Origin of the sequence: Burkholderia sp. IO2 (assembly GCF_029522185.1) — a bacterium.
Classification (GTDB): domain Bacteria; phylum Pseudomonadota; class Gammaproteobacteria; order Burkholderiales; family Burkholderiaceae; genus Burkholderia; species Burkholderia cenocepacia.
Window position 1 is genome coordinate 120,850 of sequence record NZ_JAKWFH010000011.1, and the last position, 18,978, is coordinate 139,827.

General features: G+C 66.2%; 19 protein-coding genes and 1 pseudogene. 11 read left to right on the forward strand and 9 right to left on the reverse strand.

Features of this window, described 5'->3' with window-relative positions; all coding sequences use genetic code 11:
- Positions 1–16: 16 nt before the first annotated feature.
- Entirely contained in the window at positions 17–1,792 is a 1,776-nt protein-coding gene (gene gcl / locus MMB92_RS09615; protein WP_006485953.1) for a glyoxylate carboligase, read from the reverse strand.
- Positions 1,793–1,963: 171 nt separating this feature from the next.
- On the opposite strand from gcl, the gene MMB92_RS09620 reads away from it, so the two are divergent.
- The 10 genes from MMB92_RS09620 to MMB92_RS09665 all read left to right on the forward strand — a co-directional run bounded on the left by MMB92_RS09620 (position 1,964) and on the right by MMB92_RS09665 (position 9,585).
- Positions 1,964–2,875: a LysR family transcriptional regulator gene (locus MMB92_RS09620; protein WP_006496376.1), complete on the forward strand. Its 912-nt coding sequence runs from the start codon at positions 1,964–1,966 to the stop codon at positions 2,873–2,875.
- A gap of 167 nt (positions 2,876–3,042) precedes the next feature.
- Positions 3,043–3,684: an RNA polymerase sigma factor gene (locus tag MMB92_RS09625; RefSeq protein WP_277562673.1), complete on the forward strand. Its 642-nt coding sequence runs from the start codon at positions 3,043–3,045 to the stop codon at positions 3,682–3,684.
- Positions 3,674–4,570, forward strand: coding sequence for a zf-HC2 domain-containing protein (locus tag MMB92_RS09630; RefSeq protein WP_062884486.1), 897 nt, complete (start codon positions 3,674–3,676; stop codon positions 4,568–4,570). The genes MMB92_RS09625 and MMB92_RS09630 overlap by 11 nt, the downstream gene beginning before the upstream one ends.
- Before the next feature lie 231 nt (positions 4,571–4,801).
- Entirely contained in the window at positions 4,802–5,176 is a 375-nt protein-coding gene (gene rpsF, locus MMB92_RS09635) for a 30S ribosomal protein S6 (protein WP_006486255.1), read from the forward strand.
- Positions 5,177–5,216: 40 nt separating this feature from the next.
- The gene (gene priB, locus MMB92_RS09640; protein ID WP_012328667.1) at positions 5,217–5,516 is read left to right on the forward strand and encodes a primosomal replication protein N; all 300 of its coding nucleotides are present in this window, start codon (positions 5,217–5,219) and stop codon (positions 5,514–5,516) included.
- Between the two features lie 4 nt (positions 5,517–5,520).
- The gene (gene rpsR, locus MMB92_RS09645; RefSeq protein ID WP_006486248.1) at positions 5,521–5,796 is read left to right on the forward strand and encodes a 30S ribosomal protein S18; all 276 of its coding nucleotides are present in this window, start codon (positions 5,521–5,523) and stop codon (positions 5,794–5,796) included.
- A 27-nt stretch (positions 5,797–5,823) separates the two neighbouring features.
- Positions 5,824–6,276 (forward strand): 50S ribosomal protein L9, encoded by a 453-nt coding sequence (gene rplI / locus MMB92_RS09650; RefSeq protein WP_006486256.1) that lies wholly within the window; start codon positions 5,824–5,826, stop codon positions 6,274–6,276.
- A gap of 140 nt (positions 6,277–6,416) precedes the next feature.
- Positions 6,417–7,799 (forward strand): replicative DNA helicase, encoded by a 1,383-nt coding sequence (locus MMB92_RS09655; protein WP_006486249.1) that lies wholly within the window; start codon positions 6,417–6,419, stop codon positions 7,797–7,799.
- Between the two features lie 138 nt (positions 7,800–7,937).
- On the forward strand, positions 7,938–8,564 hold the full coding sequence (locus MMB92_RS09660; RefSeq protein ID WP_006486252.1) for a DUF47 domain-containing protein: 627 nt from the start codon (positions 7,938–7,940) through the stop codon (positions 8,562–8,564).
- A gap of 10 nt (positions 8,565–8,574) precedes the next feature.
- A complete protein-coding gene (locus MMB92_RS09665; RefSeq protein WP_006486254.1) occupies positions 8,575–9,585 on the forward strand; it encodes an inorganic phosphate transporter in 1,011 nt (336 codons plus the stop codon).
- Positions 9,586–9,734: 149 nt separating this feature from the next.
- Here the strand turns inward: MMB92_RS09665 and MMB92_RS09670 are convergent, their stop codons facing one another.
- Both MMB92_RS09670 and MMB92_RS09675 read right to left on the reverse strand, forming a co-directional pair.
- Entirely contained in the window at positions 9,735–10,820 is a 1,086-nt protein-coding gene (locus tag MMB92_RS09670; protein WP_212150848.1) for a C40 family peptidase, read from the reverse strand.
- Between the two features lie 236 nt (positions 10,821–11,056).
- Complete coding sequence (locus tag MMB92_RS09675) at positions 11,057–12,859, reverse strand: PhoH family protein (RefSeq protein ID WP_034178519.1); 1,803 nt, start codon at positions 12,857–12,859, stop codon at positions 11,057–11,059.
- Between MMB92_RS09675 and MMB92_RS09680 the strand changes: the two are divergent.
- Positions 12,755–12,981 (forward strand): annotated as a pseudogene (locus MMB92_RS09680) (hypothetical protein); the annotation flags it as partial. The gene MMB92_RS09675 and the pseudogene MMB92_RS09680 overlap by 105 nt on opposite strands.
- A gap of 213 nt (positions 12,982–13,194) precedes the next feature.
- Here MMB92_RS09680 and MMB92_RS09685 read toward each other — a convergent pair.
- From MMB92_RS09685 to MMB92_RS09710, 6 genes are all read right to left on the reverse strand, one after another.
- Positions 13,195–13,656 carry a peroxiredoxin gene (locus MMB92_RS09685; RefSeq protein WP_006482867.1) on the reverse strand — a complete coding sequence of 154 codons (462 nt, stop codon included), beginning with the start codon at positions 13,654–13,656 and terminating at the stop codon, positions 13,195–13,197.
- A gap of 110 nt (positions 13,657–13,766) precedes the next feature.
- A complete protein-coding gene (locus tag MMB92_RS09690; RefSeq protein WP_264835301.1) occupies positions 13,767–14,663 on the reverse strand; it encodes a polysaccharide deacetylase family protein in 897 nt (298 codons plus the stop codon).
- 13 nt (positions 14,664–14,676) lie between these two features.
- Positions 14,677–15,732 carry a bifunctional UDP-4-keto-pentose/UDP-xylose synthase gene (locus MMB92_RS09695; protein WP_006482864.1) on the reverse strand — a complete coding sequence of 352 codons (1,056 nt, stop codon included), beginning with the start codon at positions 15,730–15,732 and terminating at the stop codon, positions 14,677–14,679.
- Positions 15,729–16,676, reverse strand: a complete 948-nt coding sequence (locus tag MMB92_RS09700) for a formyltransferase (protein WP_058901529.1) — start codon at positions 16,674–16,676, stop codon at positions 15,729–15,731. Before MMB92_RS09700 ends, MMB92_RS09695 begins: the two co-directional genes overlap by 4 nt.
- On the reverse strand, positions 16,673–17,710 hold the full coding sequence (locus MMB92_RS09705; protein ID WP_034201635.1) for a glycosyltransferase: 1,038 nt from the start codon (positions 17,708–17,710) through the stop codon (positions 16,673–16,675). The genes MMB92_RS09700 and MMB92_RS09705 overlap by 4 nt, the downstream gene beginning before the upstream one ends.
- Before the next feature lie 6 nt (positions 17,711–17,716).
- Positions 17,717–18,868, reverse strand: coding sequence for a DegT/DnrJ/EryC1/StrS aminotransferase family protein (locus tag MMB92_RS09710; protein ID WP_277562674.1), 1,152 nt, complete (start codon positions 18,866–18,868; stop codon positions 17,717–17,719).
- Between the last annotated feature and the right edge of the window lie 110 nt (positions 18,869–18,978).

An 18,978-nucleotide genomic window follows, 5' to 3' on the forward strand; every position in this document is an offset into this window, starting at 1 on the left:
AAAAAAGTCTTGCAGGTCAGTCGAGCATCGAGATCGCGGTCGGGGCATGCTCGGCCTTTTCGGCGAGATCCTCGAATTCGTTGATCGCATCGATTTCGGTGCCCATCGAGATGTTCGTCACGCGCTCGAGGATCACTTCGACGACCACCGGCACGCTGAACTCTTCCGCGAGCGTCTGCGCCTGGCGCAGCGCCGGCTCGATCTCTTCCGGCTTGAACACGCGCAGCGCCTTGCAGCCGAGACCTTCCGCGACGGCCACGTGATCGACGCCATAACCGTTCAGTTCCGGCGCGTTCACGTTGTCGAACGCGAGCTGCACGCAGTAGTCCATGTCGAACGCGCGCTGCGCCTGGCGGATCAGCCCGAGGTACGAGTTGTTCACGACGACGTGCACGTACGGCAGCTTGAATTGCGCGCCGGCCGCCAGTTCCTCGATCATGAACTGGAAGTCGTAGTCGCCGGACAGCGCGACGATCGGGCGGCTCGGATCGGCCGCACGCACGCCGAGCGCGGCGGGGATCGTCCAGCCGAGCGGGCCGGCCTGGCCGCAGTTGATCCAGTTGCGTGCCTTGAACACGTGCAGGAACTGCGCGGCGGCGATCTGCGACAGGCCGATCGTGCTGACGTAGCAGGTATCGCGGCCGAACACCTTGTTCATCTCTTCGTACACGCGCTGCGGCTTGACCGGCACGTTGTCGAAGTGCGTCTTGCGCTGCAGCGTGCGCTTGCGTTCCTGGCAGTCGGCGACCCACGCGCTGCGGTCCTTCAGCTTGCCGGCGGCCTTCCATTCCTGCGCGACCGCGACGAACAGCTCGAGTGCGGCCTTCGCGTCGGACACGATGCCGAGATCCGGGCCGAACACGCGGCCGATCTGCGTCGGTTCGATGTCGACGTGCACGAACTTGCGGCCCTTCGTGTAGACCTCGACGCTGCCCGTGTGGCGGTTCGCCCAGCGGTTGCCGATGCCGAGCACGAAATCCGATGCGAGCATCGTCGCGTTGCCGTAGCGGTGCGACGTCTGCAGACCGACCATGCCGGCCATCAGCGGGTGGTCGTCGGCAATCGCGCCCCACGACATCAGCGTCGGGATCACCGGCACGCCGACCGTTTCGGCGAACTGTACGAGCAGGTCTTCGGCCGCCGCGTTGAGCACGCCGCCGCCCGACACGATCAGCGGCTTGTCCGCGTCGTTGAGCATCGTGAGCGCCTTCTCGATCTGCGCACGGGTGGCCGCGGGCTTGTAGACCGGCAGCGGTTCGTACGTGTCGATGTCGAATTCGATTTCGGCGAGCTGCACGTCGATCGGCAGGTCGACCAGCACCGGGCCCGGACGGCCGGAGCGCATCAGGTGGAATGCCTGCTGGAACACGCGGGGCACGAGCGCCGGTTCGCGCACGGTGACGGCCCACTTCGTGACGGGCTTCGCGATCGATTCGATGTCGACGGCCTGGAAGTCTTCCTTGTAGAGGCGCGCGCGCGGTGCCTGGCCGGTGATCGCGAGGATCGGAATCGAATCGGCGGACGCGGAATAGAGGCCGGTGATCATGTCGGTGCCGGCGGGGCCCGACGTGCCGATGCACACGCCGATGTTGCCCGGTGCCGCACGCGTGAAGCCTTCGGCCATGTGCGACGCGCCTTCGACGTGGCGCGCCAGCACGTGGCTGATGCCGCCCGACTTGCGCATGGCCGAGTAGAACGGGTTGATCGCTGCGCCCGGCACGCCGAACGCGGTCTGGATGCCTTCCTTCTCGAGCACGAGTACGGCTGCGTCGACGGCTCTCATCTTGGCCATGAATGTCTCCTTGGATAGTGGAATCTTGCGAATCGGTCTGTTGAGGACACTTTAGGGATGCAGGAAAGGTTTGATAAGATCAGCCGAAGTCGCTTATTTCGAAACTAAAAGTATGGAATGACGGCCGGACGGGGCTTCCCGCCGGTGTCGGAACGGAGACGGAGACGGGAGATGGATCGCTTCAAGCAGATCGAGACGTTCGTGCGGGTCGCGGACGCGGGCAGCCTCGCGGCGGCGGCGCTCGAGGAGGGCGTGTCGCCGGTGGTGCTCGGGCGGCGCATCGACGCGCTGGAGAAACGCCTCGGCGTGAAGCTGATGTACCGCTCGACGCGGCGGCTGGTCGTCAGCGAGGAGGGCGCCGCGTTCCTCGAGCGCTGCCGCGGGCTGCTGTCCGAATGGGATCAGGCCGAGAACGAGCTGGCCGCCGGCCGGCGCGCGGTCAGCGGGCACCTGATCGTGTCGGCGCCGGCCGCGTTCGGGCGCAAGCACGTCGCGCCGCACGCGCCCGGCTTCCTGGCCGACAAGCCGGAGATGCAGCTGTCGTTCAACCTGACCGACCGTGTCGTCGATCTCGTGCGCGAAGGCTACGACCTGTCGATCCGGATCGGCGGCGCGGTCGATCCGAACTTCGTCGCGGTGAAGCTCGCGTCGAACCGGCGCGTCGTGTGCGGCACGCCCGACTATTTCCGCAAGCACGGGCGGCCGAAGTCGCTCGACGACCTGCTGAAGCACAACTGCCTGGCGTTCAACCTGCAGGGCGGGCAGAACCGCGGCTGGTACTTCCAGCGTCACGGCAAGATCGCGACGATGCGCGTGACCGGCAATCTCGACTGCAACGACGGCGAGCTGCTACACCGCTGGGTGGCCGAGGGGCTCGGGCTCGGGTGGCGTTCGACGTGGGAAATCGCCGCGCAGCTCGAAACGGGCGAGCTCGAGACCGTACTCGACGAATACGCGCTGCCCGACTACGACATCCTCGCGGTCTACCCGCAGCAGCGCTACGTGCCGGCGCGCGTGCGCTATTTCATCGACTATCTGCGCGCCGCGTACGCGCGCCCCGGTTACTGGAGCACCACGCCGTAACGGGCGGCCGGCTGGGCCGTCCGGCGATTTTTTACGCTTCATGCGCACGGCGCGGGAATAAACTCGACGCAGCAGCGGTAAGGTCATCGAGCGCGCACGTTGCCGGTCTGTCCGGGTGCCGTGCGCGGAACGGGCGCGGCGTCGGCCGCCGGGACCAGGGAGGCCATGTGGGGCAAGCCGGACAGGCGGTCGATGACCGGGCGGCGGACGATGCGCGCGCGCGCGGCGAGCGGTTTCGCGCGCTCGTGCTGCCGAATCTCGACGCCGCGTACAACCTCGCGCGCTGGCTGAGCGGCAGCGCCGGCGATGCGGACGACGTCGTGCAGGACGCGTGCATGCGCGCGCTGCGCTTCGTCGATTCGTGTCGCGGCGACAACGCGCGGCCGTGGCTGCTGACGATCGTGCGCCACACCTGGTACACCGAGTGGCGGCGGCGCACGCAGGCGCACGAGGTCGCGCTGCCCGACACGCTCGACGACGCCGACGTCCCGGACGACTGGCAGCCGGCGACGGAGGACCCGCTCGCGCACCTGCTGCGCGGCGAGAACGTGCGGCTCGTGAATGCGGCGCTCGCGAAGCTGCCGGCCGAACACCGCGAGGTGCTCGTGCTGCGCGAGATGGAGGACCTGAGCTACCGCGAGATCGCGGCGATCGTGGACGTGCCGGTCGGCACGGTGATGTCGCGGCTCGCGCGCGGCCGGCGCAAGCTCGCCGCGCTGCTGGGCGGCGCGCCCGCGCCGGCGACCGAAGGCCGGCCGGGCCGTGCGCCGGCGGGCGGAACCGCATCGGAGGCTATCGATGGACTGTAACGAAGCGCGAGCGTTGCTGGACGCGGACGTCGACCGCGAGCTGTCGGCGCCCGATGCGTTGCGGGTCCAGCAGCATGTCGACGGGTGCGATGCGTGCCGCCGCGAACGCGCGCGGATCGTCACGCTGGTGCAGGCCGTGCGGCAGGCCGATTATCACCGCGCGCCGGACGCGCTGCGGGCAAGCCTCCTCGCGAGCCTGCCGGCAGCGGCCGACGCGCGTGCCGATGCGCCGTCGCGGGCCGAGCCGCGACCGGAGTCCCCGCCACCGCCGCCCCGGCGGCCGCGCGGGCGCGACTGGTTCGCGTGGCTGACCGGGCGGGGCGGGGCGGCACGCCCGGTATCGACCGGCACCGGCCCGCGCGTGGCCGCGCTGCCGGGCCTCGGCTGGGGCGTCGCGTTGCTGATGGCGCTCGCGGCGGCGGGCGGAATGGCATGGTCGGCCCGCCACGCCGACACCGCCCGTACGGTCGACGAACTGGTCGCGAGCCACGTGCGGGCCGACCTGTCGGCGCGCGACATCGACGTGATCTCGACCGACCGGCACACGGTCAAGCCGTGGTTCAACGGCCGGCTCGACTATGCGCCGCCGGTCGAGGATCTCGCGGCGAGCGGCTTCGCGCTGGTCGGCGGCCGGCTCGACTACGTCGGGCGGCGCCGCGTCGCGGTGCTCGTCTACCGCCACCGGCAGCACGTGGTCGACGTCTACGTGCAGCCGGCCGGGGAGCGGCCGGCGGCCCCGTACACGACCGTGTCGCAGGGCTATGCGCTCGACCGCTGGAACGCGGCCGGGATGACGTGGTGGGCCGTGACCGACGCCGAGCCGTCGGCGCTGGCGGCGTTCCGGACGGCGCTCGACGCGCGACTTGCCGGCACGCATAACGAGTGACCGTTGCGGCCGCGGGACCGGCGTGCTTGCGCTCCGACCCCGACTGCAGAAGGGCCGAGCGGCGGCCGCTTGCCCGACATACGCGCTCAAGTCTTTGAAAATACGGCCGAATCCGTCCGCGCATCGTCGATTGGCCTTGCATGCGCTCCGTAACCGGGTTAAAATCTTCGGCTTCTCACTTGCCACACCGGTTCAGACGCCCGGGTGGCTTTAATCCACAAGGAGTGTGTAATGCGTCATTACGAAATCGTATTCATCGTGCACCCCGATCAAAGCGAGCAAGTGCCCGCGATGATCGAGCGTTACAAGTCCACGATCACGTCGCACGGCGGCCAGATCCACCGTGTCGAAGACTGGGGCCGTCGCCAACTGGCCTACATGATCGAGAAACTCGCGAAGGCTCACTACGTCTGCATGAACATCGAGTGCGACCAGACGACGCTCGACGAACTCGAACACGCGTTCAAGTTCAACGACGCCGTGCTGCGCCACCTCATCGTCAAGATGAAGAAGGCCGAAACCGGCCCGTCGCCGATGATGAAGGAAGTTCAGCGCGAAGAAGCCAAGAAGGCGGCTGCAGCTCAGCCGGCCGAAGCGCAGGCTTAAGTTCGTCACTCATTAAGCCATCAAGGAGCGCGCCACTCACGTGAACAGGTTGCAATTGACGGCGAGCGTCGTCGAACGCACACCGGTGCGATATACGCCGGCAGGTGTTCCGATCGCAAGCGCCACGTTGCATCACCGCACGGAAGTCGTCGAAGCAGGCATTCCCCGTCAGGTCGAAATGACGATCGAGGCGGTGGCGGCCGGTGAGGCGAGCGGCAAGCTGGAAAGCCGTGAAATGGGCGTCGAAACGCTGTTCACGGGCTTCCTGGCCAAGAAAAGCCGCAACGCGAGAACCTTGGTGTTTCACATCACAGCATTGCAGGACATTGGAAAGGACTGAAATCATGCCCCGCCCGACTGGTAAGAAATTCGACAAGCGTCGTCAGCAACAAAACCCGCTCTTCAAGCGCAAGAAGTTCTGCCGTTTCACGGCTGCAGGCGTCGAGCAGATCGACTACAAGGACACGGAAACGCTGAAGGACTTCATCGGCGAAAACGGCAAGATCACGCCGGCTCGTCTGACGGGTACGAAGGCGCACTATCAGCGTCAGCTGGATACGGCCATCAAGCGTGCGCGTTTCCTCGCGCTGCTGCCGTACACCGATCAGCACAAGGCGTAATCAGGCGACGCAATAAGGAGAATTCGAATGCAAATCATTCTGTTGGAAAAAGTCGCCAATCTGGGTAACCTCGGCGATATCGTCAAGGTCAAGGACGGTTACGCTCGCAACTTCCTGATCCCGAACCGCAAGGCTCGCCGTGCAACGAAGGAAGCGATCGCCGAATTCGAAGTGCGCCGCGCTGAACTCGAAAAGATCGCCGCTGAAAAGCTGGCCGCATCGCAGGCAGTCGGCGAGAAGCTGAACGGCCAGTCGTTCGAAATCACGCAGAAGTCGGGCGTCGACGGCCGTCTGTTCGGCTCGGTCACGAACGGCGACGTCGCGGAACTGCTGAAGAAGGCAGGCTACGAAGTCGAGAAGCTGCAAGTGCGCATGCCGGAAGGCCCGCTGAAGATGATCGGCGAGCACAACGTCCAGGTCGCGCTGCACACGGACGTCGTCGTCGACGTCACGATCAACGTGATCGGCGACCACGCGTAAGCGTATGCAAGCTTGCCGGGCGGCTTCCGCCGTCCGGACAAGGGCAGGCGCCCGGGCAACCGGGGCCTGCCTTTTTTATTGCCCGATCGCGGGCAAGCGGTGGTAGCGCTGCCGCCATCTATTCGCGATAATCCCAACCCATGAACGCGCCGCAAGATCCCCAAATCGAATCGCTGAAAGTCCCGCCGCATTCGGTCGAAGCCGAACAGTCGGTGCTCGGCGGCCTGTTGCTCGACAACGCGGCATGGGACCGGATTGCCGACTTCCTGTCGCAGGGCGACTTCTACCGCTACGACCACCGGATCATCTACGAGCATATCGGCCGCCTGATCGCGTCGACGCGCCCGGCCGACGTCGTGACCGTGTACGAAGCGCTGACCACGTCCGGCAAGGCCGACGATGTCGGCGGGCTCGCATACCTGAACGCGCTCGCGCAGAACACGCCGAGCGCGGCGAACATCCGCCGCTATGCGGAAATCGTGCGTGACCGCGCGGTGCTGCGCCGGCTCGTGTCGGTCGCCGACGAGATCTCGGCCGACGCGTTCAATCCGCAGGGCAAGGAAGTCCGCCAGCTGCTCGACGAAGCCGAATCGAAGGTGTTCTCGATCGCCGAGGAGGGCGCGCGCGGCAACCAGGGCTTCCTCGAGATCGGCCCGCTGCTCACGCAGGTGGTCGAGCGCATCGACACGCTGTACCACACCGCGAACCCGAGCGACGTCACCGGCACGCCGACCGGCTTCGTCGACCTCGACCGGATGACGTCCGGGATGCACGGCGGCGAACTGATCATCGTCGCGGGGCGCCCGTCGATGGGTAAGACCGCGTTCTCGATGAACATCGGCGAATACGTCGCGGTCGAGTACGGGTTGCCGGTCGCGGTGTTCTCGATGGAAATGCCGGGCACCCAGCTCGTGATGCGTATGCTCGGCTCGATCGGCCGGCTCGACCAGCACCGGATGCGTACGGGCCGCCTGACGGACGAGGACTGGCCGAAACTGACGCACGCGGTGCAGAAGATGAGCGAGGCGCAGCTCTTCATCGACGAGACGGGCGGCCTGAATCCGATGGAATTGCGCTCGCGCGCGCGGCGTCTGGCGCGGCAATGCGGCAAGCTCGGCCTGATCATCGTCGACTACCTGCAGCTGATGTCGGGTTCGTCGCAGGGCGAGAACCGGGCAACCGAAATTTCGGAAATTTCGCGATCGCTGAAGAGCCTCGCGAAGGAGCTCGACGTGCCGGTGATCGCGCTGTCGCAGCTGAACCGCGGCCTCGAACAGCGCCCGAACAAGCGTCCGGTGATGTCGGATTTGCGCGAATCGGGCGCAATCGAACAGGATGCGGACGTGATCCTGTTCATTTACCGCGATGAGGTCTACAATCCCGACAGCCCTGACAAGGGGACGGCCGAAATCATCATCGGCAAGCAGCGTAACGGCCCGATCGGGCCCGTTCGGCTCACGTTCCTGGGGCAATACACGAAGTTCGACAATTTTGCCGGGGCGCAGACCTTCTACGGCGAGTAAAGCCGGTTGTAAACACCTATTTCGCCAAATGTTGTATCCAATCCCGGCGTGCGCATATGCGCACGTCGCGTCGCGACCGGAACCGGTACAATGTCGCCCGTTTTCGTGACAGTAGTTTGACAATCTCTCAGGAATCCCATGTTCGGTCGATTCATGCCCACCGAGGGCAAGTTCTTTGAACTCTTCAACTCGCACGCGAAGCACATCGTTTCCGGTGGCCGCGAGCTCGAACTGCTGATCGACAATCTCGCCGACGCCGAGATTCACAAGCAAAACGTGCAAATCGCCGAGAAGGCCGCCGACAAGCTCACGCACGAGGCGATCGATCTGCTGCACAAGACCTTCATCACGCCGCTCGATCGCGACGAGATCCACAAGCTGATCACGACGATGGACGACATCCTCGACCTGATGGAAGACGTCGCGACGGCCGTGTCGCTGTACGACGTGCAGTCCGTCACGTCCGAGGCGAGCCAGCTCGCGCACATCGTCACCCAGTCGGCGCAGCACGTGCAGCAGGCCGTCGGATTGCTGTCCGACATGAAACAATCGGCGCAGATCCTCAAGCAATGCGAGGAAATCGACCGCTGGGAATCGGAAGCCGACCGCGTGCTGCGTGCGGCGATGTCGAAGCTGTTCCGCGAGGAAGACGACGTGAAGACGCTCATCAAGCTGAAGGCGATCTACGAGCTGCTCGAAGAGATCACCGACAAGTGCGAGGACGTCGCGAACATCATCGAAGGCATCGTGCTGGAAAACGCCTGAGCGGACCACGATGCATTCGATACAACTCGCCCTATGGATGGTCGCGACGCTGGTGCTCGTCGCGCTCGTATTCGACTTCATGAACGGCTTTCACGACGCGGCGAACTCGATCGCCACCGTCGTGTCGACCGGGGTGCTGAAGCCCCAGCAGGCCGTGGTGTTCGCGGCCGCGTTCAACGTGATCGCGTACTTCATCTTCCACCTGAAAGTCGCGCAGACCGTCGGTAAAGGCACGATCGATCCCGAAATCGTCGACCACTACGTCGTGTTCGGCGCGCTGGTCGGCGCGATCGGCTGGAACGTGATCACGTGGTACTACGGGATTCCGTCGAGCTCGTCGCACGCGCTGATCGGCGGTCTCGTCGGCGCGGCGCTCGCGAAATCGGGCTGGAGTTCGCTGAACGTCGACGGGCTGCTGAAGACGATCGCGTTCATCTTCATTTCGCCGCTGCTCGGTTTCATTCTCGGTTCGCTGTTCATGCTCGGCGTGTCGTGGCTGTATTTCCGTACCGCGCCCAGCAAGGTCGACCGGCGCTTCCGCCGGCTGCAACTGCTGTCCGCCGGCCTGTACAGCCTGGGCCACGGCGGCAACGATGCACAGAAGACGATCGGCATCATCTGGATGCTGCTGATCGCGAGCGGCTACGCGTCGGCCACCGCCGATGCGCCGCCGGCATGGGTGATCGGCGCGTGCTACCTGTCGATGGGCCTCGGCACGCTGTTCGGCGGCTGGCGCATCGTGCGGACGATGGGCCAGAAGATCACGAAGCTCAAGCCGGTCGGCGGCTTCTGCGCGGAAAGCGGCGGTGCGATCACGCTGTTCGTCGCGTCGTTCCTCGGCATTCCCGTGTCGACCACGCACACGATTACCGGCGCGATCGTCGGTGTCGGCGCGACGCAGAAGTTGTCGGCCGTGCGCTGGGGCGTCGCCGGCAATATCGTGTGGGCGTGGGTGCTGACGCTGCCGGCGGCCGCGCTGTTCGCGGCCGGCGGGTGGTGGCTCGGGCACCAGATCTTCTGATCGTCGACGCTTTCCGGTTGACACGAAATGCGCCGCAAGCCGAAAGGCTGCGGCGCATTTTCTTTTGGGGGCGCGGGAGAGGGGGGCGGCGAAGCGGTGGCGGGTGGCGAATGCCGCCCACGTCGTGACGGTCGGGGTCGAGCAACGGGTCAGTAACTGCCGGTCGCAAACCGCGCGATCGGATCGTCCGCGGTACTGGTGCGCGGGCTGACGGGTGCGGATTGCGTCGACGCACGCAATACCTGCACGGGCGCGGGCTCGATACTGCGTGTCGGCGTCGACGCGGTGGCGGGCGGCGGCTCCGCATCGAAGGCGGCAGCCTGGGCGGCCGTCAGTGCGGTCGTCGGAATCTGCGTACCGACCTCGGCCGGGGCGGCTGGTGCTGCATTGGCCGTCATCGCGGGCGCGGCGCCATTCGCCGACGTCGCTTGCTGTTGCGCCGCCTGCATCCGCGAGGGCGGCGGTTCGTACGGATCGGCGGCCGTTGCCGGCGGTGCCGCTGCGGCCGTCGTCACGACCGGCGTGGTCGGAATGGCCTGCGCCTGCGTCACGCTTGCTTGCGACGGTGCATACGTCGGCTGCCGCGGCGCGGCGGCGGCCGTCACGACCACCGGAGCGGCCGCGACCGCGGTCGGGTTGCGCGGCTCGTCGCGCTTGGCCTCGTAGGTCGGCCCATCGAACGGCGTCGGGGCCGAGCGCGGCGGCGCGACGCGGCGAATGCCGTCGAAACGCTTGGCCCAGTACGGGTTCGTCAGGTAGTCGAGCCGCACGGTGCCGCCCGTCGACGGTGCGTTGACGAAGCGCAGCTTGCCGACGTAGATGCCGACGTGCGAATGCGGCCGCCCGGTCGTATTGAAGAAAATCAGGTCGCCCGGCGCGATCTGGTCGGGTTCGATCGACACGCCGCGGCCGCTCATGTCGGCGGTCGTGCGCGGCAGGTTCACGTCGGCCGCGCGGCCGATCACGTAGCGCACGAGCCCGCTGCAGTCGAAGCCGCTCGTCGGCGTGTTGCCGCCCCAGCGATACGGGACGCCGACGAGGCTCATCGCCTGGATCGAGATTTCTTCCTGGCCGACGCTGTGGTCGACGAATTTCGGGAAATTGGCCGGCGCCGGGAAGGCGCGCGGCGTCGTGATCTTCATCCCCGAAGCGGAGCGCGATGCCGACTGCGGCGGCACGCTGGAGCAGGCCGCAAGCAGGGAGACGACGGCGACGGGAACCCAGATTCGAAGCATGGCAAGGCGGGCGAGCGCGGCGCGCTCGCGAATCGTATGACAACAGACAGACCCGATGGTAGACGCTCCGGCGGGGCTTAAGCAACCATTCTTGAGAATTTACTTGAAGTTTCGCGCGTAAACTGCGTTGTTGCGTGACGAAGCGTTACCTTTGTCTTCGACCCCAAATAAAAACGGCGCTCCGGAAACGGAGCGCCGCGTGGCGTCGACAGCCGGCCGCTCGGCCGGCCTGCGCGTTACAGAATGTCCGACGCGTAATCGGCGAGCCGCGAGCGTTCGCCGCGCGCGAGGGTCACGTGGCCGCTGTGGCCCCAGCCCTTGAAGCGGTCGACGACGTAGGTCAGGCCCGAGCTGCCTTCGGTCAGGTAAGGCGTGTCGATCTGTGCGATGTTGCCGAGGCACACGATCTTCGTGCCGGGGCCCGCGCGCGTGACGAGCGTCTTCATCTGCTTCGGCGTCAGGTTCTGCGCCTCGTCGATGATCAGATACTTGTCGACGAACGTGCGGCCGCGCATGAAGTTCATGCTCTTCACCTTCAGGCGCGAACGGATCAGCTCCTGCGTTGCGGCACGGCCCCATTCGCCGGCGGCATCGTCGGTCTTCTGCAGCACTTCGAGGTTGTCGTCGAATGCGCCCATCCACGGCTGCATCTTCTCTTCCTCGGTGCCGGGCAGGAAACCGATGTCCTCGCCGACGGGCACGGTCGCGCGCGTCACGATGATCTCGTTGTAGCGCTTGTCGTCGAGTACTTGCGCGAGGCCGGCCGCGAGCGCGACGAGCGTCTTGCCGGTGCCGGCCTGGCCGAGCAGCGTGACGAAGTCGATCTCGGGGTTCATCAGCAGGTTCAGCGCGAAGTTCTGTTCGCGGTTGCGCGCGGTGATGCCCCACACGTTGTTCTTGTGGTGGCTGTAGTCGCGCAGCGTCTGCAGCAGCGCCGTCTTGCCGTTCAGCTCGCGGACGATCGCGTGGAACGTCGGCTCGCCGTTCTGCGGCTCGAGATAGACGAACTCGTTGACGAGCATCGACGCGACGAGCGGGCCGGTCACGCGGTAGTACGTGGTGCCCGTCTTCGTGTCCTGCCAGCTCTCCATGCCCTTCGCGTGCTTGGTCCAGAAGTCCTGCGGCAGTTCGCGCACGCCGGTGTAGAGGAGATCCTTGTCCTCGAGCACCTGGTCGTTGAAGTAGTCTTCCGCGGGCAGGCCGAGCGCATGCGCCTTGATCCGCATGTTGATGTCTTTCGACACCAGCACGACCTGGCGGTCGGGCCGGTCGCGCTGCAGCGCGCGCACGACGCCGAGGATCTGGTTGTCGGCCTTGCCCTCGGGCAAGCCTTCGACCGGCGCGATGTCGGCGAGCTTCGTCTGGAAGTACAGGCGGCCGAGCGCCTCGCGGCTGCCGAGGCGCGACAGCGGGATGCCGTCCGAGATCGGGCCGCCGTCGGCGACGAGCGCGTCGAGCGTGCGGCTGACCTGGCGAGCGTTACGCGCGACTTCGGACATCCCCTTCTTGTGGTTGTCGAGTTCCTCGAGCGTCATCATCGGCAGATAGACGTCGTGTTCCTCGAAGCGGAAGAGGCTGCTCGGGTCGTGCATCAACACGTTGGTGTCGAGCACGAACAGTTTCTGCAGTTCGGCTTCGGCGGGCTTGCGGCTGCGCGACTTCGTCGCGGCGCCGGCATCGCGCGCGGGCGCCGTGGCCGGTTTCCCGGCGGCCGGCTTGTCGTGGCGTGCCACGACCGGCGCCGCGGGTTCGGCGGGCGCCGGCATCGGCTGCAGCAGCGCGGCCGTCTGTTTGGTCTTGCGGCCGCGCGCGGGTGCGCTCGCGGCGTCGGGCGCCGAAGACGCGACGGCGCGCAGCGGCGCGGCCGTGTTCGCGGCTTCGATCATCGGTTGGGCCACGCTGGCCGGACCATAGTCACCGGCTGTGGATGCGTCCCCTTCGGCGGATTTCTTCGCGGCTTTCGCGGGCCGCGCTTTCGCCTTGTATTCGTCGGGCGGCAGCAGGCTGCCGAGCTTGCTGGGGGGAGTAGGCAAAGGCATGGTGTCCCTCGGGAGGAATCGTGTCGCATGGCGTGCGCCGCTGATCGCATCCTGCGTGACGTAGACGCATGCAGTTTGCGCGCGGTGGCGCACAGGAATTTCGTCTAGCCGGTTCGCCTAAGTGTCGATCAGCTCCTCGATGCGGTAAGGGCCGGACCGGGGAGGGCCGGCGCGCGTTCCATAAAAAAAGCCGCTGCCCCGTCGACAGGGACATGCGGCTCGGCTGATGCCGTCGTGATGCGCGTCAGGTGCCGGGAAGCATTGCAACGGGCACCGGCGCAGCTACGAGAAATATGGGGCGAACTGGCATTCATTGCGGCCCAATATAACGCGCCTCAAAGCGCTTGTACAGCCTTTAGCACGTCGTCCACGTGACCCGGCACCTTGATGCCGCGCCATGCCTGGCGAAGCACGCCGTCGGCGTCGAGCAGGAACGTCGAACGCTCGATTCCGCGCACTTCCTTGCCATACATTTTCTTCATCTTGATGACATCGAACAACGCGCACAGCGCTTCGTCGGCATCGGAGATCAGCGGGAACGGCAGTTCGAGCTTGGCCTTGAAATTGTCGTGCGAGCGCAGGCTGTCGCGCGACACGCCGATGACTTCCGCACCGGCCTTCTTGAACTTCGGATAGAGATCGCGGAACTGCAGCCCTTCGGTCGTGCAGCCCGGCGTGTTGTCCTTCGGATAGAAGTACAGCACGAGCTTCTTGCCCTTCAGGTCGGACAGCGAAATGTCGCCGCCCGTGGCCGGTGCGGTGAAATCGGGAACTTGACGGTCAACTTCGACAGACACGTGTTTCTCCTGTTGTTATGGAAGGGCGCCGCTGCGGCGGCGCGGTTCGGCGGGGCGTCGCGGCAGCGCGCCGCGGGGGCGGAGCGGCGACGCCGGCTCGCGTGCGAACTTCAGTCGGGCTGGACGATCAGTTCGCCGGAGCGGCCGGGGATTTCGCCCCACGTGACAGGGTACGATGGCAGCGAGTCGCGGTCCAGCGCCGCGTGGTAGTCGCCCATCGTCGCAAACGTGTGGCCTTGCGCACGCCAGCCGGCGAGCAGCTGTTCGAACACGGGCGCGAGTTTCTGCCCTTCCAGTTCCGCATGCAGCGTGAACACCTGGTCGTGCGGATTGGTTTCGGTGAACTTGAGGATGTGCGCGGCGACGTTGTGCGTGTCGACGCCGTCGATGCCGAGCACTTCGTCGAGCGTGGGCAGCGTGGTCGGCATCTGCACGTGCGACAGCGTGCGGCCGCCGACGACGGGCAGGTACGGCGAATGGCCGCGACCGTCGGACGCGTAGCGCATCCCCCATGCATCGATCTGCTCGAACGCGGCATCGTTCATCTGCCAGCCGGCCGCGCCGTGCGTGACGGGCGGCGCGCCGAAGATCTCGACGAAGCGCGCGTGACTCTTCTGCATTTCACGCGCGGTCCAGTCGCGATCGCGGACGCGCACGTTGTCCTGCCAGTACACGTGATCCCACGTGTGGATCCCGCATTCGAAGCCGACCTCGTGAATCGCGCGCATGTCGGCGATCGCACGGCGGCCGATGTCCGGGCCGGGCAGCAGCACGCCGTACATCAGCTGCTTCACGCCGTAGTGCTCGACCACCGACGTGCGCGACACCTTCTTCAGGAAGCCCGGGCGGAACACGCGCCGCAACGCCCAGCCGGTGTGATCCGGCCCGAGGCTGAAGAGGAAGGTCGCGCGCGCATTGAAGCGGTCGAAGATGCGCGCGAGGTTCGGCACGCCTTCGCGCGTGCCGCGCAGCGTGTCGACGTCGATCTTGAGGACGATACGAGCCAAGCGAACGTCCCGGTCAGCCTTGCTGTTCGACGAGCGCGCGCGCGTCGGCGACGTGGCCGCGATACGCTTCGAAGATGTTGCGCAGCGCGTCGTCGAACGTCGCCTGCGGCGCCCAGCCGAGCTCCTGCATCGTGTTGTCGATCTTCGGCACGCGGTTCTGCACGTCCTGGTAGCCGTTGCCGTAGTAGGCGCCGGACGTCGTTTCGACGAGCTTCACCTGCTTGGCCGAATCGGCGTACTCGGGGAATTCCGCGGCCAGTTCGAGCATCTTGTGCGCGAGTTCGCGAACCGAGAAGTTGTTCTTCGGATTCCCGATGTTGTAGATCTTGCCCGACGCGACGCCGTCCTTGTTCTCGATGATCTTCATCAGCGCGCTGATGCCGTCGCCGATATCGGTGAACGCGCGCTTTTGCGAGCCGCCGTCGACGAGGCTGATGTTCTCGCCGCGCACGATGTGGCCGAGGAACTGCGTGACCACGCGCGAGCTGCCTTCCTTCGGCGTGTAGATCGAGTCGAGGCCCGGGCCGATCCAGTTGAACGGGCGGAACAGCGTGAAGTTCAGGCCTTCCATCCCGTAGCCCCAGATCACGCGGTCCATCAGCTGCTTCGAGCACGCGTAGATCCAGCGCGGCTTGTTGATCGGGCCGTAGGTGAGCGCCGACGCGTCCGGGTCGAACTGCTCGTCCGAGCACATCCCGTAGACCTCGGAGGTCGACGGGAACACGAGGTGCTTGCCGTACTTGACGGCCGAGCGGACGATCGGCAGGTTCGCCTCGAAGTCGAGCTCGAACACGCGCAGCGGCTGCTGGACGTAGGTGGCCGGCGTGGCGATCGCGACGAGCGGCAGGATCACGTCGCACTTCTTCACGTGATACTCGACCCACTCCTTGTTGATCGTGATGTCGCCTTCGAAGAAATGCATCCGCTCGTGGTTGACGAGGTCGCCCAGCCGGTCGGTCTGCATGTCCATGCCGAACACTTCCCAATCGGTGGTTTCAAGAATGCGCTTCGACAGGTGATGGCCGATGAAGCCGTTCACACCCAGGATCAGGACTTTTTTTGCTTTCATGAATGACGGGAAGAATGAATGAACTGCGCGAATTCCGCGGGCGTCACGACGGTTTCGCTGCCGTCGCGCTGCTGCCGGAGCTCGAGAATGGATAGGGCGCGGCTGTCGCCGCAGACGCCGAATAGCGCATTATCGCTTACGTGCAGGCCGGGCGGCAAATCTGCCGCGGCGGCCGCTGCCGCGCTGCCGGGCGCCGCGAGGCGCGCGCGCGCGATCACGAAGCGGGCGCCGTCGATGTCCGTGAATGCGCCCGGATACGGGGGCGCGACCGCGCGCACCAGGTTGTAGACCTGCGCGGCCGGCTTCGACCAGTCGACGCGGCCGTCCTCGGGCTTGCGCCCGCCGTAGTAGCTGCCGGTCGCGAGATCGTTCGGCAGGTGCGACGCCTCGCCCGCGAGCAGCGCGGGCAGCACGCGCCACAGCGTCTGCTCGGCGGCCACCGTGACCTTGTCGAACACCTGCGCGGCCGTGTCGTCCGGCAGGATCGGCACCGCGGTCTGGCCGATGATCGCGCCCGCGTCCGGCTTGGCGGCCATCTCGTGCAGCGTCGCGCCGGTTTCGGTCTCGCCGTTCAGCACGGCCCAGTTGGTCGGTACCCGACCCCGGTATTTCGGCAGCAGCGAACCGTGCATGTTGTACGCGCCGCGCGGCGCGATCGCGAGCAGGTCGACCGGCAGCATGTGGCGGTAGTAGAACGAGAAGATGAAATCGGGCTGCGCGTCGGCCACCGCGCGGCGCAGCGCCGGATCGGCCGGATCGGCCGGCGTGACGACCGGAATGCCGTGCTCGGCCGCGACGGACGCGACGCTGCCGAACCAGATGTTCTCGTTCGGATTGTCCTCGTGCGTGACGACCAGCGCGACGTCGACGCCGCGCGCGAGCAGCACCTGCAGGCACCGCACGCCGACGTTGTGATATGCGAAGACGACCGCGCGCGGCTTCATTGCGCGGCTCCCGGGCGGTTCGCGGCGGCCGGCACCGGCGGCATGCCGTCGTGCTGCTCGAGCACGGCCTGGATCAGGTAGCGGGGACGCGCGCGCACCTGCTGGTAGATGCGGCCGACGTATTCGCCGAGCAGGCCGAGCGCGAAGATGATCACGCCGAGCAGGAAGAACGTGATCGCGAACAGCGTGAACACGCCTTGCACTTCCGCGCCGACGATGAAGCGGCGCACGAGCAGCAGCACGAACAGCGCGGCGGAGCCGAGCGACAGGATCACGCCGATGAACGACAGCCACTGCAGCGGCACGACCGAGAAGCCCGTCACGAGGTCGAAGTTCAGCCGGATCAGGCTGTACAGCGAGTACTTCGATTCGCCCGCGAAGCGTTCCTCGTGCGCGACCTCGATTTCGGTCGGGTTCTGCGCGAACGTGTACGCGAGCGCGGGGATGAACGTGTTGACTTCGCCGCACACGTTGATCGTGTCGATGATGCGGCGGCTGTACGCGCGCAGCATGCAGCCCTGGTCGGTCATCTTGATGCGCGTGATGCGCTCGCGCAGCCGGTTCATCATCTGCGACGCCTTGCGCCGCCACAGGCTGTCCTGGCGCTGCTTGCGGATCGAGCCGACGTAGTCGTAGCCCTCGCGCATCTTCGCGATCAGCTTGCCGATTTCCTCGGGCGGGTTCTGCAGGTCCGCGTCGAGCGTGATGACGATCTCGCCGCGCGACTGCGCGAAGCCCGCGAGGATCGCCATGTGCTGGCCGTAGTTGCCGTTGAGCAGCACGACGCGCGTCGTGTCGGGCCGGACGTGGAACTGATCGGCGAGCATCGCGGCCGAGCGGTCGCGGCTGCCGTCGTTGATCAGGATCACTTCGTACGACGTGTCGAGGGCGTCGAGCGCCGGATACAGCCGCGCGAACAGCGCGGCGAGACCGTCTTCCTCGTTGTACACGGGGATGATGACCGAGACTTCGGGCCGGCCGGTGTCCAGATGCGCGGCGCCCGGATGTCCGGCGCGTGCTTCAAGGTGACTCATGTACGCTTATTTTCCGTATTGTTCGCAAATCTGATTGACGGCGTCGACCACGCGACGCACGTCGCCTTCCGTCATCTGCGTAAACAGCGGCAGCGTGACGGTCGACGCGCCGTACCGTTCGGCGTGGGGGAACATGCCCTCCTTGAAACCGCGCGCACGGTACAGCGTGAAAAGATGGATCGCCGGGTAGTGGATGCCCGTGCCGATGCCGCGTTCCTTCATCTGCGCCATGAATTCGGCGCGCGTGATCGTCAGCCGCTCGAGCGGCAGCGTGACCAGGAACATGTGCCAGTTGCCGTTCTCGAATTCGGCGACGGGCAGGCCGACGCCGAGCTTCGCGGCCGCGCCGCCGTCGAACGCGGCGAAATACGCGCGCGCGAGTGCGCGGCGCTGCGCGGTGAAGCGCTCGAGGTGCGGCAACTGGCCGAGGCCGACGCGCGCGGCGACGTCGGTCAGGTTGTACTTGCCGCCGAGCACGTCGCAGTCCATTCCGTCGAAGCCGGTGCGCGTGATGCCCTGCAGTCGGTACTTCTGCGCGAGCACCGCTTCGTCCTCGTTGTTCAGCACGAGCGCGCCGCCTTCGATCGTCGTCAGGTTCTTGTTCGCGTGGAAGCTGAACGACACGAGGTCGCCGATCGCGCCGATGCGCCTGCCGTGCCACGTCGAGCCGAACGCCTGCGCGGCATCCTCGATCACGCGCAGCTTGTGCGCGCGGGCGATCGCGTACAGGCGGTCCATGTCGACCGGCAGGCCGGACAGGAACACGGGGATGATCGCCTTCGTGCGCGGCGTGATCGCCTGCTCGAGCTTGTCGAGGTCGATGTTGCGCGTGACGGGATCGATGTCCGCGAACACGGGCGTCGCGCCCGTTTCGATGATCACGTTGCTGGTCGAGACCCACGACGCCGGCGTCGTGATCACCTCGTCGCCGGGGCCGACGCCCGCGATGCGCAGGCCGATCTCGAGCGTGCAGGTGCCCGAATTGAATACGCGGACCGGACGGCCGCCGCAGTACTCGGACAGCGCCGCCTCGAATTTCTGGCACTGCGGGCCGGTGGTGATCCAGCCCGAGCGCAACACCTCGGCGACGCCCTGGATGGTTTCCTCGTCGATCTCGGGGCGGGTGAACGGCAGAAACGGGGCGGTAGTCTGGCTCATGAACGCGTTTGGCCTGTAATGGCGTGTAATAAAAGGGTCGGGCGATCCGCCCGAAACCGGCATTAAACACCGGTTGGCGGATTCGTACCGTGATTTTTTGTAGGCGGACG